Annotated in this window: 12 protein-coding genes; 5 read left to right on the top strand and 7 right to left on the bottom strand. The window is 76.9% G+C overall.

The genetic code is table 11. From position 1 onward, the window contains the following. The first annotated feature begins 106 nt into the window (after positions 1 to 106). From ggt to ACIA8Q_RS04085, 3 genes are all read left to right on the top strand, one after another. Complete coding sequence (gene ggt, locus ACIA8Q_RS04075; RefSeq protein ID WP_360214024.1) at positions 107 to 1894, top strand: gamma-glutamyltransferase; 1788 nt, start codon at positions 107 to 109, stop codon at positions 1892 to 1894. A 96-nt stretch (positions 1895 to 1990) separates the two neighbouring features. Continuing rightward, entirely contained in the window at positions 1991 to 2794 is an 804-nt protein-coding gene (locus ACIA8Q_RS04080; RefSeq protein ID WP_387897262.1) for an exodeoxyribonuclease III, read from the top strand. Positions 2795 to 3042: 248 nt separating this feature from the next. Further along, positions 3043 to 3630: a hypothetical protein gene (locus ACIA8Q_RS04085; protein ID WP_363362972.1), complete on the top strand. Its 588-nt coding sequence runs from the start codon at positions 3043 to 3045 to the stop codon at positions 3628 to 3630. Positions 3631 to 3753: 123 nt separating this feature from the next. On the opposite strand, the gene ACIA8Q_RS04090 is transcribed toward ACIA8Q_RS04085, so the two are convergent. Then, positions 3754 to 4512 (bottom strand): lysoplasmalogenase, encoded by a 759-nt coding sequence (locus ACIA8Q_RS04090; protein WP_360219896.1) that lies wholly within the window; start codon positions 4510 to 4512, stop codon positions 3754 to 3756. A 311-nt stretch (positions 4513 to 4823) separates the two neighbouring features. On the opposite strand from ACIA8Q_RS04090, the gene ACIA8Q_RS04095 reads away from it, so the two are divergent. Then, positions 4824 to 6719 (top strand): DUF2398 family protein, encoded by a 1896-nt coding sequence (locus ACIA8Q_RS04095; RefSeq protein ID WP_396316721.1) that lies wholly within the window; start codon positions 4824 to 4826, stop codon positions 6717 to 6719. A gap of 149 nt (positions 6720 to 6868) precedes the next feature. On the opposite strand, the gene ACIA8Q_RS04100 is transcribed toward ACIA8Q_RS04095, so the two are convergent. The 4 genes from ACIA8Q_RS04100 to ACIA8Q_RS04115 all read right to left on the bottom strand — a co-directional run bounded on the left by ACIA8Q_RS04100 (position 6869) and on the right by ACIA8Q_RS04115 (position 10226). Next, complete coding sequence (locus tag ACIA8Q_RS04100; RefSeq protein ID WP_396316722.1) at positions 6869 to 7048, bottom strand: hypothetical protein; 180 nt, start codon at positions 7046 to 7048, stop codon at positions 6869 to 6871. A gap of 120 nt (positions 7049 to 7168) precedes the next feature. Further along, positions 7169 to 8812 (bottom strand): BCCT family transporter, encoded by a 1644-nt coding sequence (locus ACIA8Q_RS04105; RefSeq protein ID WP_396316723.1) that lies wholly within the window; start codon positions 8810 to 8812, stop codon positions 7169 to 7171. Positions 8813 to 8990: 178 nt separating this feature from the next. Further along, positions 8991 to 9374: a MerR family transcriptional regulator gene (locus ACIA8Q_RS04110; RefSeq protein ID WP_360219884.1), complete on the bottom strand. Its 384-nt coding sequence runs from the start codon at positions 9372 to 9374 to the stop codon at positions 8991 to 8993. An 81-nt stretch (positions 9375 to 9455) separates the two neighbouring features. After that, positions 9456 to 10226 carry an alpha/beta fold hydrolase gene (locus ACIA8Q_RS04115; RefSeq protein ID WP_360219881.1) on the bottom strand — a complete coding sequence of 257 codons (771 nt, stop codon included), beginning with the start codon at positions 10224 to 10226 and terminating at the stop codon, positions 9456 to 9458. 466 nt (positions 10227 to 10692) lie between these two features. Here ACIA8Q_RS04115 and ACIA8Q_RS04120 point away from each other — a divergent pair, with 466 nt between their 5' ends. Next, the gene (locus ACIA8Q_RS04120; RefSeq protein WP_396316724.1) at positions 10693 to 12042 is read left to right on the top strand and encodes a sulfite oxidase; all 1350 of its coding nucleotides are present in this window, start codon (positions 10693 to 10695) and stop codon (positions 12040 to 12042) included. A 174-nt stretch (positions 12043 to 12216) separates the two neighbouring features. Here the strand turns inward: ACIA8Q_RS04120 and ACIA8Q_RS04125 are convergent, their stop codons facing one another. Next, positions 12217 to 12837 carry a TetR/AcrR family transcriptional regulator gene (locus ACIA8Q_RS04125; RefSeq protein WP_396316725.1) on the bottom strand — a complete coding sequence of 207 codons (621 nt, stop codon included), beginning with the start codon at positions 12835 to 12837 and terminating at the stop codon, positions 12217 to 12219. A gap of 196 nt (positions 12838 to 13033) precedes the next feature. Then, positions 13034 to 13933, bottom strand: a complete 900-nt coding sequence (locus ACIA8Q_RS04130; RefSeq protein ID WP_360219872.1) for an acyl-CoA thioesterase II — start codon at positions 13931 to 13933, stop codon at positions 13034 to 13036. Between the last annotated feature and the right edge of the window lie 109 nt (positions 13934 to 14042).

Genomic DNA, 14042 nt, shown 5'->3' on the forward strand with positions numbered 1-14042 from the left:
CGCCCCGCCCGACGCGCAGGCTACCCGCCGGTAGTGTCGCGGTGTGGTTGTCGGATCCATGTCGCCTGTGGAACAACTGAGTTGACGTCGACTCAGGAGGACTCGGATGAGGGCGCTGGCCCGTCTCGCACCGTCACTGCTGCTCGCCACCGCGCTCGTCTGGTCCACCACCGGGCCGGCCGGGGCCGCCGCGCCGCCGCCGAAGGTGCCGGAGGCGGTCGGCTGGGGAGGCGCCGTCGCGAGCGTCGACGCCGACGCCACCGCCGCCGGGATCGAGGTGCTGCGCAAGGGCGGGAACGCGGTCGACGCGGCGGTGGCCGTCGCCGCCGCGCTCGGGGTGACGGAGCCCTACTCCTCCGGCATCGGCGGCGGCGGGTACTTCGTCTACTACGACCACGCCACCGGCCGGGTGCACACCGTCGACGGCCGCGAGGTGGCCGGCCGCACCGCCGGCACCGGGCTGTTCCTGGAGGACGGCAAACCGCTGCCCTTCGCCGACGCCGTCACCAGCGGCCTGTCCGTCGGCGTCCCCGGCACCCCCGCCACCTGGGACGCCGCGCTGCGCCAGTGGGGCAGCCGCCCGCTCGCCGACGTCCTGGAGCCCGCCGAGCGGATCGCCGAGAACGGCTTCGTCGTCGACGACACCTTCCGGGGCCAGACCTCCGACAACTACAGCCGGTTCAAGGACTTCCCGGCCACCGCGAAGACCTTCCTGCCGGGCGGGAACCTCCCCGCGGTCGGTTCCGTGCTGCGCAACCCCGACCTCGCCGCGACGTACCGGCTGCTCGCCAAGGACGGCGTCAAGGCCTTCTACCAGGGCGAGTTGGCCAAGGAGATCGCCGACACAGTGCAGCACCCGCCGGTCGACCCGGCCTCCGGCCGCAACGCCCGCCCGGGCAGGGTGGACACCGCCGACCTCGCCGCCTACCAGCTCCGCCGCCAGGCCCCCACCCACGTCGCCTACCGCGACTACGACGTCTACTCCATCGCCCCCTCCAGCTCCGGCGGCACCACCGTCGGCGAGGCCCTCGGCATCCTGGAGGACGGCGAGCTCTCCGCGTACGACGGCACGCAGTACTACCACCACTTCCTGGACGCCTCCCGGATCGCCTTCGCCGACCGCAACCGCTGGGTCGGCGACCCGGCCTCCGAGGACGTCCCGACCGCGCAGCTGCTCTCTCCGCGCTACGCCGCCTCCCGGGCCTGCCTGATCGACCCCGGCCGCGCCCTCACCAGCCCGCTCGCCCCCGGCGACCCGCGCCACCCCGCCGACTGCGCCTCGGCCGGCCCCGCCGTCGCCGAGCCCTACGAGGGCCCCAACACCACCCACCTGACCGTCGCCGACCGTTGGGGCGACGTCGTCTCGTACACGCTCACCATCGAGCAGACCGGCGGCAGCGGCATCACCGTCCCCGGCCGCGGGTTCCTGCTCAACAACGAGCTCACCGACTTCGACTTCGCCCCGCTCACCCCCGGCGTCCCCGACCCCAATCTGCCCGGCCCCGGCAAGCGCCCGCGCTCCTCGATCTCCCCGACCATCGTGCTGCGCGACGGCGAACCGCTGCTCGCCACCGGCAGCCCCGGCGGCGCCACCATCATCACGACCACCCTGCAGGTGCTGCTGGGGCGGCTCGACCGGGGCCTGAGCCTGGAGCAGGCCATCGCGGCGCCGCGCGCCAGCCAGCGCAACACCGCCGCCACCCAGGCCGAGCCCGGCTTCCTCGCGCTGCCCGAGCGGCCCGCGCTGGAGGCGCTCGGGCACGTCTTCGCGCCCGTCGCCGAGATCGGCGCCGCCACCGGCGTGGAGCGGCTGCCGGACGGGCGCTGGGTGGCGGCCGCCGAGCCGGTGCGGCGCGGCGGCGGCTCGGCCGCGGTGGTGCGGCCCGCGGGCTGACCGGCCGGGGCCGTCGGTGCCGGGCGGTATGTTCGGGGTGGGCCTCCCGCGGGGCCCACCCCTGTCCGTACCGAACCACCGGGAAGGCCGCCCGCCGTGACCGTCCGCATCGCCACCTGGAACATCAACTCCGTCACCGCCCGGCTGCCCAAGCTCCTGGAGTGGCTGGAGAGCGCCAAGCCCGACGTGCTCTGCCTCCAGGAGCTCAAGTGCGCGGCCGACGCCTTCCCGCACGACGAGGTCCGCGCCCTCGGCTACGAGACGGCGGCCCACGGCACCGGCCGCTGGAACGGCGTCGCCGTCGTCTCCCGGCTCGGCCTCGAGGACGTCGTGCGCGACCTGCCCGGCCAGCCCGGCTACCTCGCCGACGGCGCCCTGCTGCCCGACGTCGAGCCGCGAGCCGTCGCCGCCACCTGCGGCCCGGTCCGGGTCTGGTCGGTCTACGTGCCCAACGGCCGCGAGGTCGACCACGCGCACTACCGCTACAAGCTGGAGTGGCTGGAGGCGCTGCGCCTGGCCGCCGCCGGGGACGCCGCCGGCGAGCGCCCCTTCGCCGTCCTCGGGGACTTCAACATCGCCCCCACCGACGAGGACGTCTACGACGTCGCCGCCTTCGAGGGGCTCACCCACGTCACCCCGCCCGAGCGGGCCGCGCTGGCCGCCCTCGGCGAGATCGGCCTGCACGACGTGATGCCCCGTCCGCTCAAGTACGACCGCCCCTACACCTACTGGGACTACCGCCAGCTGGCCTTCCCGAAGAACCGCGGCATGCGGATCGACCTTACCTACGCCAACAAGCCGTTCGTCGACGCCGTCACCGACAGCTACGTGGACCGCGAGGCCCGCAAGGGCAAGGGCACCTCGGACCACGCGCCGGTCGTGGTGGACCTCGACCTGTGAGTCGCCGAGGGGGAGTCGCCGCGCGCGGGCCGCAGCAGGTGGGCCGCCGAGGGTGAGCCGCCGTCGACGCGCCGCAGGGCCGTCGGCGGCGGCTCACGCACGGTGAGGGGTGCTCACCCGGACGGTCCAGACCGGGTGGCCGGGCCCCGGTGGCCTCCCTACCGTCGGTGAGTAACCGGGTGCAGTCGTTCGACCACGTGGACATCGGAGTTCCCCCGGCTGCGCCCGAGAATCCCGGAGGTTCCGGCATGCGCCCCACGCGTACGGCCGCCGCCGCCCTGATCGGCGCGACGGTGCTGACCGGCCTGACGGCCCCCCTCGCTTCCGCCAGGGACGGCGCGGCCTCGGTCAGTCCGTCCCAGGCCGCACCGGGCCAGACCGTGACGGTCACGGTCTCCTGCGAGAAGTCGGACAAGCCCGACGCCAAGACCATCACCGCCCACTCGGCGGCCTTCGAGGGCGGCCCGGCCACCCTCACCCTGGGCGCCGACGGGAAGCACACCGGTTCCGCCCGGCTGGCCGGCCAGCACGCCGGGGACAGCAAGGTCGACGGCACCTGCCCGGACGGCGGCACCTTCTCCACCAGTGTCACCGTCGCCACCGTCGCGGCCGCCACCCCGGACAAGACCCTCGGCGAGTGGGGCCAGGCCGCCGGCGAGTGGGCGGGCTCGCTCGGCCAGTCCGGCGCCGGCAGCCAGCAGGTCGCCCCGCACGGCGCGGTGAAGACCGGCCTCGGCGGTTCGGTCGCGGCCGATCCGGCGGAGCTCGCCGGCGGCCTGGCGCTCGTCGCGGGCGGCATCGGCGGCTTCTGGCTGCTGCGCCGGCGAGGCGCCTGACGGCCCCGCCGCCCCGTCCGCGCGCCCCCGGACCCGTCCGCGCGCCCCCGGACCCGTCCGCGCGCCCCCGGACCCGTCCGCGCGCCCCCGGCCCCGACGGGTGCGGCGGCGCGCGGACGGGTCTCAGACGGTCTGCGGGGAGAACCGGTGACCGGCGGCCGTGCCGTCGCCCGCGTCGGACCGGTCGGGGCCGCCGTGCTCCTGCTCGTGCCGGAGCGTGCCGCTCGCCAGCAGGTACTGCGCCAGGACGTACGTCGCCATGATCCAGAACTGATGCCCCGGCAGCTCCTTCCACTTCGCCAGCTGGGTGGCGATCAGCGTGTCGGAGAGCAGGAACAGCGCACCGCCCAGCCCGGTCCGCCAGCCCAGGCCGGCCGAGGTGACGGCCGTCGAGGCGAGCAGCAGGCTGTAGCCGGCCACCGGCACCTGGAGGTCCCCCAGGTCCGGCCAGAGCCGCCCGATCACGGCCGCCCAGGCCGTCGCGTACGCGGCCGCCACCACCAGCGCCCGGCGGCGCTCGTTCAGCGCCCCGCGCTGGACGAACATCGTCACGTAGCACACGTGCGCCGCCGCGAACGAGCCCATGCCGGCCAGGAACGCCGGGTCGGTCTTCAGCTGGAGCAGCACGTCCCCGCCCGCGCTCAGCAGCAGCGCGGGCGCCAACTGCCGCGGCGCCCGGCGCCCGGCGGCGGTGGCGGCCGTCACGCTGTGGGCGGCCAGCAGCGGCATCAGGGCCGGCTTGGTGGCGTTGCGCAGCACCGGCGAGCCGGACAGGATCGCGCCCAGGTGCGCCGCCGAGGTGGCCGCGAAGCCGCCGAGCAGGCCGGCGGCCGGGCGCAGGCGCCCGCCGAGGACGGCACGGGTGGTCGTACGGATGCTCATGCGGCTGCGGACCTCCGGGGTGGGGCGGGACGGCACGGGGGTGGGACGTAGAGGGGCGGGACGTCGCGGGGTGGGACGTCGCGGGGTGGGACGTGCGGGCGGGACCGACCCTAAGCGACCGGCCGGTGCGGCGGAAGACCGGGGTTACCGGTGCGTAACCCCGGCGGGGAAGGGCGGATGACGGCGCGGCGGCGCGGCGCGCCCGGGCACGGGAGGTGGCGGAGGGCGGGCGGCCACTTTCGCGGCCGCCCCCGGCGCACGACCGGTAGCCGCCACCGGCTGCGCGGCCACCGTCTAGTCTGGTCTCCGACATGGAGCAGCAGGACTACGCGGTCGGCGCCACCCGGGTGGCCGCCGACCGGCCGGACGGGCGCGCGGGCGGAACGGGGCGGGGGAGCGCCGACGCCCTGCTCGCCGTACGCGGACCCGCTGCCGCGAGCCCCGTGGAACCCGCGGCCGCCGCCGGCCCGCCGGCCCGCACCGGCGAGGGCCCGTCCGATGCCGTGCCCGGCCCCCGCGCTGACGCCCCGCAGGCGCCGGCCGCCGCAGGCCACACCCCACGGCTGTCCCCCGACCCCGGACTGCTCCGGCTCGCCCACTGGTTCGCCGCCGCCGCCCCCGGCGCCGCCGACGACCTCTGCACCGCCGCCTTCGGCCTCTACCCGGCCCGCCACCTCGGCGCCGCCGCCGAAGCGGCCGCCGACCCCGGCGTCAGCTGGTGGCACGGCCCCACCGCGCACGCCGCCGCGGCCCTGCGCGCCCGGGAGGCCCGCACCGCCGGCGCGCTGCGCCGCGCCCGCCGGGACGCCTCCGCGCTGCCCGTCGTCCGGTCAGGCGCCAAGCCGGGCGGGCCCGGCCGGCACCGCAGGCCCGAACGGCCCCGCCCGGTGCCGGGCGGCCGGGACGGCGCCGGCCAGGACGCCCCCGCGCCCGGCCCGGCCGGCCCGCCCGCAGCGGACCCGCTCGCCGCCGAACGCCGGATCGCCGCACGCCTGTTGCTCGCCCACCCGCTGGTCTCCGCGGCCGGCCCGCACGCCGACGGCTTCCCGCTGATCCACCGTCACCGCGACTGGCTCACCGAACGCTTCGACACCCTGCTCGGCTACCGCCTCGCCGTCGGCCCCCGGCACGCCCGGCTCTACAAGGCCGGCCTCGGCCCGGGCACCGCCCGCCGCCTCGTGCACCCCGCCACCGGCGTGCCCTTCACGCCCGCCGGCTACGCCCAACTCGCCCTCGCCCTGGCCCTGCTCGTCGACGCCCCGGGGCAACTGCCGCACGGGCGGCTGCTGGACGCCCTGCGCACCGCCGCGCCCGGGCTCGCCGCCACCGCGGCCGAGCGCGCCGCGGCCCTCGCGGTGCTGGCCGACTGGCAGGTCCTCGACGGCCTGCCGGCGGACCCGCAGGACCGGGGCGACGGCCGGGACGAGGCCGACGGGCCGGATCCGGCCGGGCCGCCGGACGGGGCCGCCCCCACTGCTGCGCGCGGGGCCGTGCTGCTCACCGTCGACCGCGAACTCGCCCGCGCCGTCCCGGTCGGCCCGCCCGCCCTCGCCGCCGACGCCGCCGACCTCGTCCGCCGGGCCGCCGAGGCCGAACCCGCCACCGCCGTGCGCCGCCTGCTCGCCGAGACCCCCGCCGTCCTCGCCGCCGACCTGCCCGAGGACCGGCGGGCCTGGCTGCACGAGCACCGGCTCAGCGGCCCGGCCGCGCTCGCCGAGTTCCTCGGCCTGGAGACCGAGCTGCGGGCCGAGGGCGTCGCCCTGCTCGACCCGGCCGGCGAACTCACCGACCTCGCCCTCCCCGGCGCCGACACCCACGCCCAGGCCGCCCTGCTGCTGCTCGAACGCCTCGTCGAGGAGGTCCGCCCGCTGCCCGGCGAGCCCACCTGCGGCGACGGAGTCCCCATCCCCGACGCGCTGATAGACGGGCTCCTCGGCGACATCGCCGACGAGTACGCGCTCCCGGCCGGCTGGCGCCGCGACTACCTCGCCGACCGCACCGCGCTGCGCCGCGACGCCCTCGACCTGCTCCACGGGCTCGGCCTGATCGCTCCCACCCCGCGCGGCACGTGGCCCCCGGGCTGGCTGCTGCGCCCGCCCGCGGCCCGCTACGCGCCCGCTCCGGACCTGCGCCCCGCCCCCGGCACCGGCCGCCACTCCCGCCCGGCCGGAGCCGACGCGGGCTGCGGCGAGGCCGACCCGGTCTGAGACGGCCGCAGCCCCCGCGGGCCGCTCCCGGTCGGGTGGCGGCGTGCGGGGGCTGCGCAGGACTGCGGCGCGTGCCCGGTGCGGAGCCCGGTCCGGGCCGGACAGCGGAGGGGACGGCCGAGGGGACGGCCAGGGGGGCGGCGGGGCCGCTATCTGCTCGCGGTGACGGTGGCCACGGTCCCGTGCTCGACGGTCTCCACGGTGGCGCCGACTCCGAGGGCGCCGAGGGTGATGGAGGCGAGGACGGCGGTGCAGGCGAGCAGGCGGCGGTGGCGCTGGGGGAGCGGGAAGCGCGGTTCCTGGTCGGGCGCCTGAGGGCTGGCGTTCATGACAGGGAGGGTTCCAGGGCGGTGTGAACGGTCGGTACGCGCGGGTGAAGTCCGGACGGGGGTTGGGCGTCGGTTGGCCGCGTACGCCCCACCGCGGCCCGGGTGGGGCGTACGTGCTGGTCAGCGGGGTGGCGTCCGTTCGGCGAGGGCCTCCCCGACGGCGACCTTGACGGCGTCCCGCAGGCCGTGCGCGGGGTGCAGCCGGGACGGCCCGGCGGCCGGGTCCTCGCGGAGCTCCTTGATCAGGCAGACGCAGAGCAGCAGCATCACCACCACGAACGGCAGCGCGACCAGGATGGTGGCGTTCTGCAGCGCGGTGAGCCCGCCGGCCAGCAGCAGGGCGGCGGCGACCCCGCCCATCAGCACGCCCCAGACGACCACCAGCCAGGTGCGCGGGTGCAGCGAGCCGCGGCTGGAGAGCGAGCCGAGCACCAGGGACGCGGAGTCGGCGCTGGTGATGAAGAAGGTCATCACCAGGAGCACGGCGACCACGCTGGTGACCGAGCCGAGCGGCAGCGAGCGCAGCATCTCGAAGAGCGAGGCCTCGGCGCCCTGCGGGATGGTCGCGACGAGGTCGGCCGCGCCGGTGGTGACCTGCCGGATCGCGGTGCCGCCCATCACGCAGAACCAGACGACGGTGGCCCCGCTCGGCACCAGCAGCACGCCGAGCAGGAACTGCCGGATGGTGCGGCCGCGCGAGATGCGCGCGATGAAGGTGCCGACGAAGGGAGCCCAGGACAGCCACCAGGCCCAGTAGAAGACGGTCCAGGACCCCAGCCAGGTCTCGTCGGTGAAGGCGCCGGTCTGGGTGGACATGACCAGCAGGTCCGAGAGGTAGCCGCCGACGGAGGACGGGATCGCGTCGAGCACGAAGACCGTCGGGCCGAACACGAAGACGAACAGCATGATCAGCGAGGCCAGCACGACGTTCGAGGTGGAGAGCCACTTGACGCCCTTGTGGACGCCGGAGAACGCCGAGAGCACGAAGGCGGCGGTGAGCGAGCCGATGATGACCAGCTGGGCGTTCTGGGTGTTGCGCACCGAGGAGATGTAGCCGAGGCCGTCGGCGACCTGCAGCGCGCCGAGGCCCAGGCTGGTCGCGGAGCCGAAGACGGTGGCGAGGACGGCGAGCAGGTCGATCGCCCGGCCGGCCCAGCCGTCGGCGCCGCGCTGCCCGATCAGCGGGACGAAGGCGGCGGAGACGCGGTTGCCACGGCCCTTGCGGAAGGTGGTGTAGGCGAGGGCGAGCCCGCCGACCGCGTAGATCGCCCAGGGGTGCAGGGTCCAGTGGAAGAGCGAGAACTCCAGGGCCTGCTGGGCGGCGGCCGCGCTCTGCGGCTCCACGCCGGAGCCGGGCTGCGGGGCGGCGAACAGCTGGAGCGGCTCGCCGACGCCGTAGAACATCAGGCCGATGCCCATGCCGGCGCTGAACATCATGGCGACCCAGGCGAGGGTGGAGAACTCGGGCACGTCGTCGTCGCGGCCGAGCCGGATGCGGCCGAAGCGGCTGAACGCGAGCAGCACGGTGAGCGCGAGGAAGACGTCCGCGGCCACCACGAACAGCCAGCCGAAGTTGTGCAGGACCCAGCCGAGCGCACTGGAGGAGGTCCGGCCGAGGGAGTCCTGGGCGAACACGCCCCAGGCGACCACGCCCAGCACCAGGACGGCGCTGATCCCGAAGACCGCCCGGTCGGCGGGCAGGGTCGCGGCGGGCTCGTCGGGCTCCTTCACGCGCGGCGCGGACGGCGGCGACTGGCTGCTCATCGGGCGGACCTCTCGTACCTCGGGGGCGGAGCTGGGGTGCCGGCACGGTCGGGGCCGAGCCGTATGTCGCACTATGTCCAGTTCGTGCCGCGAGGGGCGGGAGGGCGCGCCGGGAGGGCGGGCCCGGGGCGCGCCCGGAGGACGCGCCGCGGCGGCCCCGGACGGGCCCTGCGGTCCGTCAGGCCGCCCGGCCGGCCGCGTGGTCGGCGACCGGGGCGTGCGCGGTGGCCAGGTAGCGGGAGAGCGCGCGGCGGCTGCGGCTGAGCTCCTCGATCCGGGTGTCCAGGTCGGAGAGCTCGCCGCGCAGGGTGGCCAGCAGGTCGGGGCAGGCCTCCAGGACCGGGACGGGGCCGCTGGCGCAGGGGAGGAGCTCGGCGATCACCCGGGTGGTCAGGCCCGCCCCGAGCAGACTGCGGATCTGCCGGACCCGGACGGTGTCCTCCTCGCCGTACTCGCGGTAGCCGGCCGCGGTGCGGGCGGGCCGCAGCAGGCCCTGCTCCTCGTAGTAGCGGAGCAGACGGGTGGAAACCCCGGTCAGCCGGGCGAGTTCTCCGATACGCATGACCGGGCGAACACCCGCCGGACGTAGGGCATTCCCGGCGGCGGCGGCCCGTCCCGGCCGCCGCCGTGCACCGCCGCGGGCTCAGTCCTCGACGAACTCCAGGACCAGTTCCCGCAGTCGGGGCAGTTGCTCGACCATCGGCAGGTGCCCGCAGGGGAGTTCGACGAAGCGCGCGCCGGGGATGCCCTCGGCCAGGGCGCGGTGCTGGGACGGCGGGACGAGGCCGTCCTCGGCGGTGCCGACCACCAGCGCCGGGACGGTGACGGCGGCCAGCTCGTCGCGCACGTCGGCCCGGCCGGCCAGCCGGAACTGCTGCTTCAGGCCGGCCGGGACGGGGCCGCCGAGCGCCTCCTGGAGGGCGGCGAGCCCGTCGGCGGGCAGCGCCTCCACCCAGGTCTCGCCGAGGACGACCGTCAGCACCAGACGGGCCAGGTCGGCGGGCCGGTCGGCCAGTTCGGCGACGAGGTCGGCGAGCAGCCGCAGCCGCGCCGAGCCGCCGGCCACGCCCGAGAGCAGGAACAGCGAGCGGACCCGGCCGGGGTGGCGGGTCGCGGCCCGGACGGCGACGGCGGCGCCCAGCGAGTAGCCGGCCAGGTCGAAGGTGTCCAGGCCCTCCTCCACGGCGGTGGCGACCAGCCGGTCGGCGAGCCCGTCCAGGGTCGGCTCGTCCGGTTCGCCGGGGGTGTCGCCGGAGCCGGGGAAGTCGGGGGCGACGACGGTGCGGTGGGCGGCGAGGTCGGCGATCAGCGGGCCCCAGTTGTCCCGGGCGCTGCCGCCGGCGCCGTGCGCGAGCAGCAGGCCGGGGCCGGAGCCCTGGACGATCCGGGCGAGCGGGGCGGGGACGGACGGCATGACGGCTCCTCGGGGCACTGTTTCGGGGCGGCGGCGGACCTGCGCCGACGACGGAACGGTAGGTGTTCACACCGGTGGGAAGGTCAAGCCCCGGATCGCGGATCCGCCTGACGGGCGGTCGGCCACGCCGTAGGATCCGGGACCGTGACCGGGGGACGCCGCGCCGTGGTGCCGACCGGGCGGACCGCCGCCCGGGCCGGCGGGATGCCGCCGCGCCGTCCGCTCGGCTGTTGTCCGGGCCGCCGCGCCCGCCGCCAGGCCTGTCGATCCGGCCGCTGACCCGCTCCGGGCCCCCTCGAGGCCCCCTCGAGCGGCCCGCTGCCGAATGACCCTGCCGAACGACCCCCCGAGGGCCCTGACGCACCCCGCCGCACCCCGGGCCGGGGCGGGCCCGGCCGGCCCCGCCCCGGCCCGCCGCGCGTCCACCGCCGAACCGCCTACCCTGAGAAACGAAGGAGTGCCGCCGATGGCAGCCGAGGTCCAGACCCCCGCCACGCCGTCCGACCGGGCCCCCGCGCTCGACGAGGCCGCCTACGACCGCCTGCGCCGGCGCCAGTGGCTGGCCGGTGAGGCCCGGGCCGACGGCGTGGACCGCCGGACGCTGCTGCGGATGCTCGCCGCCGCCGGGGCGCTCGCCGCGCCCGCCCTGGCCGCCCCGGTGCTGGCCCCGGCCCGGGCGGCCGCCGAGGAGGTGCCCAGGCCCGTGCCCGGGATCGTCAAGCCGCTGCCCGCCGAGTGGTTCGTCCCGCGCGGCACCAACGCCGAGATGCGCTGGGACGCGCTGCGCGACGCCGACGGCGACGCCGCCGTCGGGCGGCACGTCCCGGTGGAGCGGTTCTTCGTCCGCAACCACACCGGGACCCCGCTGATCGACCCGGACACCTGGCGGCTGAAACTGTTCGGGACCGGCCTGCGCGGTGCCCCGGCGGCCGGGCAGCCGGTGGAGTTCGGCCTGGAGGACCTGCAGGACCTGCCGTCCACCCGGATCAGCGCGCTGATCGAGTGCGCCGGCAACGGCCGCAGCTTCTACGCGAGCCAGCAGGGGCAGGCCGTCCCGGGCACGCCGTGGACCCTCGGGGGCATCGGCTCGGCGAGCTGGCGGGGCGTCCGGCTGGCCGACGTGCTGCGGGCGGCCGGGCTGACCCGGGCGGCCGTGGACGTGCTGCCGGCCGGTCTCGACCCGCACTACGTCACCGGCGGCACCGACCTCGGGCCGGTGCGCCGGCCGCTGCCCGTCGCCAAGGCGCTGGACGACGTGCTGCTCGCCTACGAGATGAACGACGAGCCGCTGACCCCCGACCACGGCGCGCCGGTGCGCCTGGTGGTGCCCGGCTGGGTGGGGATCGCCTCGATCAAGTGGGTGGGCACGATCGAGGTGGCCGACCACCCCCTGTACTCGCCCTGGAACACCGACTTCTACCGGCTCTGGGGCCCCGACTACCCGGCCGCCGGCACCGCGCCGATCACCACCCAGGTGGTCAAGAGCGCCTTCGAACTGGCCCGGGGCGCGGTGCTGGAGGCCGGCCGCGGCCACCGGCTGCACGGGCGCTCGTGGTCCGGCGCGGCCCCGGTGCGCACGGTCGAGGTGAGCACGGACGGCGGCCGCAGCTGGCGGCGCGCCGACCTGCGGGACGAGCCGCGCGCCCACGACTGGACGCGCTGGAGCGTCGACTGGCGCCCCGAGGGCCCCGGCGCGTACGAGCTGCGGGCCCGGGCGACCGACCGCCGGGGCAACGGCCAGCCGGAGCGGGCGGTGTTCAACCGGGAGGGCTACCTGTTCGGCGCGGTGGTGGCCCACCCGGTGACGGTGGCGTAGCCGCCGCGGGCGCCCTGGCCGGGGTCGGGGTCGGGGCCGGGACCGGGCCCCGCCCGCGCCGCGCCCTGCCGCCCGTGCCGGTTCCGGCCGGGGCGTGCCGGTTCCCGCCCGCCGCCCCGCGGCGGCCCGGTGCCGGTCGCCGGGCCGCGGCGCGGGCGGGGCCCGGCGGAGCCGTCAGGTGCGGTGGCCGGTGGGCTGGACCTCGTACGGCACCGGGTACGACGGCTCGTACGGGTTCAGCACCAGCCGCACCACGTCCTCGAGCCGCCGCCTGGCGTCTCCGAGGGTCGTGCGGCCGGTCACCCAGGCGGTCAGCTCGCCCTGCCAGGCGTGCGCGACGATGTGCCGCACCAGTTCGCTGGCCGCCGCCGGCACCTCCGTCGTCACGGCCTGGAGGGCGGTGCTGTCGGCCCGGGCCATGCCCTGCAGCGCCTCGCTGGCGAACGGGTCGGTGGAGGCGGCGACGGCCACCCGCAGCCGGGCCAGTTCGGGCTGGCGCTGGTAGGCCCGCATGCCGCCGCGGACGAAGCGCACCGCCCGGTCGGTGGCGCCGAGCCCGGCGCGCGGGCCGCGCAGCTCCGCCACCAGGTCGGCCAGCAGTCTGCGGTGCCACTCGGCGATCGCGGCCGCCAGGAGGTGGTCCTTGGAGGAGAAGTAGCGGTACGCCGTCCCCAGGGCGACTCCGGACCGCTCACAGACCTGCTTCATCTGCAGCCGCTCGACGCCGATCTCGTTCACCAGGGCGAGCGCGGCCGCGATCAGGCTTTCGCGGCGTTCGAGCTGACGCGGAGACATCGCCTCCACCGGCCGTGGTGACAGGTCAACCTTGGTCACCCGCACCATGATACGGGCCGGGGCCGCTCAGGAGTATGACGCCGACCGGCCCCCTTCCGTTCGCCGGGTGGTCACCGGCGTGCCCGGGGGGCCCGGTCGTGCCCGGGGGCGGGCCGGTTCCGCGGGCCCGCCGGGCCCGCGCCCCGGGCGGCGCGGGTCAGCGCAGCCGGCGCAGCAGCGCCTCCTGGACGGCGGAGGCGACGAGGTTCCCGTCCCGGTCGTAGAACTCGCCGAGCGACAGCCCCCGGCCGTCCGAGGAGGACGGGCTGCGCTGGGCGAACAGCAGCCACTCGTCGGCGCGGAACGGGCGGTGGAACCACATCGCGTGGTCGAGCGAGGCGATCAGCAGCCGGGGCGGCTCGCTGCGCTGGAAGAAGTTCGGCTGCTCGTGCAGCCCGGAGGTGGAGGCCAGGGTCAGGTCGGACAGGTAGGTGAGCGCGCAGACGTGCAGCAGCGGGTCGCCCTCCGGCAGCGGGGAGGCGATCCGCATCCAGACGAACTGCTGCGGCATCCCGGGCACGGCCGGCGGCACCCCGGGCGCGTCGGACGGCACGAAGCGCAGTTCGAGGTCGCGGAAGCCGCCGGTGCGCAGGATCGCCGCGCGCAGCGCCGGGTCCCAGGCCGAGAAGGCGTCCGGCAGCGACTCGGGGCCGGGGACAGGGGGGATCGCCCGGTGCCGGTCGCCGGCCGGCTCGGCGCGCTTGAAGGAGGCGGAGAGGCTGAAGATCGCGTTCTGGTTCTGCAGCGCCGTCACCCGGCGGGTGGTGTAGGAGACGCCCTCGCGGACCCGCTCGACCTCGTAGCGGATCGGCTGGGTCGGGTCGCCGGGCAGCAGGAAGTAGCCGTGCAGCGAGTGCACCGCGCGCCCGCCGTCGCAGGTGCGCCCGGCGGCGACGAGGGACTGCGCGGCGACGTGTCCGCCGAAGGCGCGCATCGGGGCCCCGGCGTGGCAGTGGCCCCGGAACGTGTTCTCGTCCAGGCGCTCGATCTCCAGCAGTCCGGCGAACGAGCCGGTGGGCCGGGTGGCGCGGATTTCCTGTTCGGTCAGGTCGGTCACGGGCCCATAGTGGCAGAAGCCAACCGTGCCGCGGTGTGACCTGGGTAACGTCCAGGGGTCCTTCCGTCGGGTAGAACCTGTTCCAGTGCGGTCGCGGGCCGACGGATTG

It is taken from the genome of Kitasatospora sp. NPDC051705 (genome assembly GCF_044453265.1).
Classification (GTDB): domain Bacteria; phylum Actinomycetota; class Actinomycetes; order Streptomycetales; family Streptomycetaceae; genus Kitasatospora.

Coding starts and splice junctions, on each gene's coding strand:
- ACIA8Q_RS04090 (WP_360219896.1), bottom strand. CDS start 4,512: ATGAGCATCCGTACGACCACCCGTGCCGTCCTCGGCGGGCGCCTGCGC.
- ACIA8Q_RS04115 (WP_360219881.1), bottom strand. CDS start 10,226: ATGCCGTCCGTCCCCGCCCCGCTCGCCCGGATCGTCCAGGGCTCCGGC.
- ACIA8Q_RS04085 (WP_363362972.1), top strand. CDS start 3,043: ATGCGCCCCACGCGTACGGCCGCCGCCGCCCTGATCGGCGCGACGGTG.
- ACIA8Q_RS04105 (WP_396316723.1), bottom strand. CDS start 8,812: ATGAGCAGCCAGTCGCCGCCGTCCGCGCCGCGCGTGAAGGAGCCCGAC.
- ACIA8Q_RS04100 (WP_396316722.1), bottom strand. CDS start 7,048: ATGAACGCCAGCCCTCAGGCGCCCGACCAGGAACCGCGCTTCCCGCTC.
- ACIA8Q_RS04095 (WP_396316721.1), top strand. CDS start 4,824: ATGGAGCAGCAGGACTACGCGGTCGGCGCCACCCGGGTGGCCGCCGAC.
- ggt (WP_360214024.1), top strand. CDS start 107: ATGAGGGCGCTGGCCCGTCTCGCACCGTCACTGCTGCTCGCCACCGCG.
- ACIA8Q_RS04110 (WP_360219884.1), bottom strand. CDS start 9,374: ATGCGTATCGGAGAACTCGCCCGGCTGACCGGGGTTTCCACCCGTCTG.
- ACIA8Q_RS04125 (WP_396316725.1), bottom strand. CDS start 12,837: ATGTCTCCGCGTCAGCTCGAACGCCGCGAAAGCCTGATCGCGGCCGCG.
- ACIA8Q_RS04120 (WP_396316724.1), top strand. CDS start 10,693: ATGGCAGCCGAGGTCCAGACCCCCGCCACGCCGTCCGACCGGGCCCCC.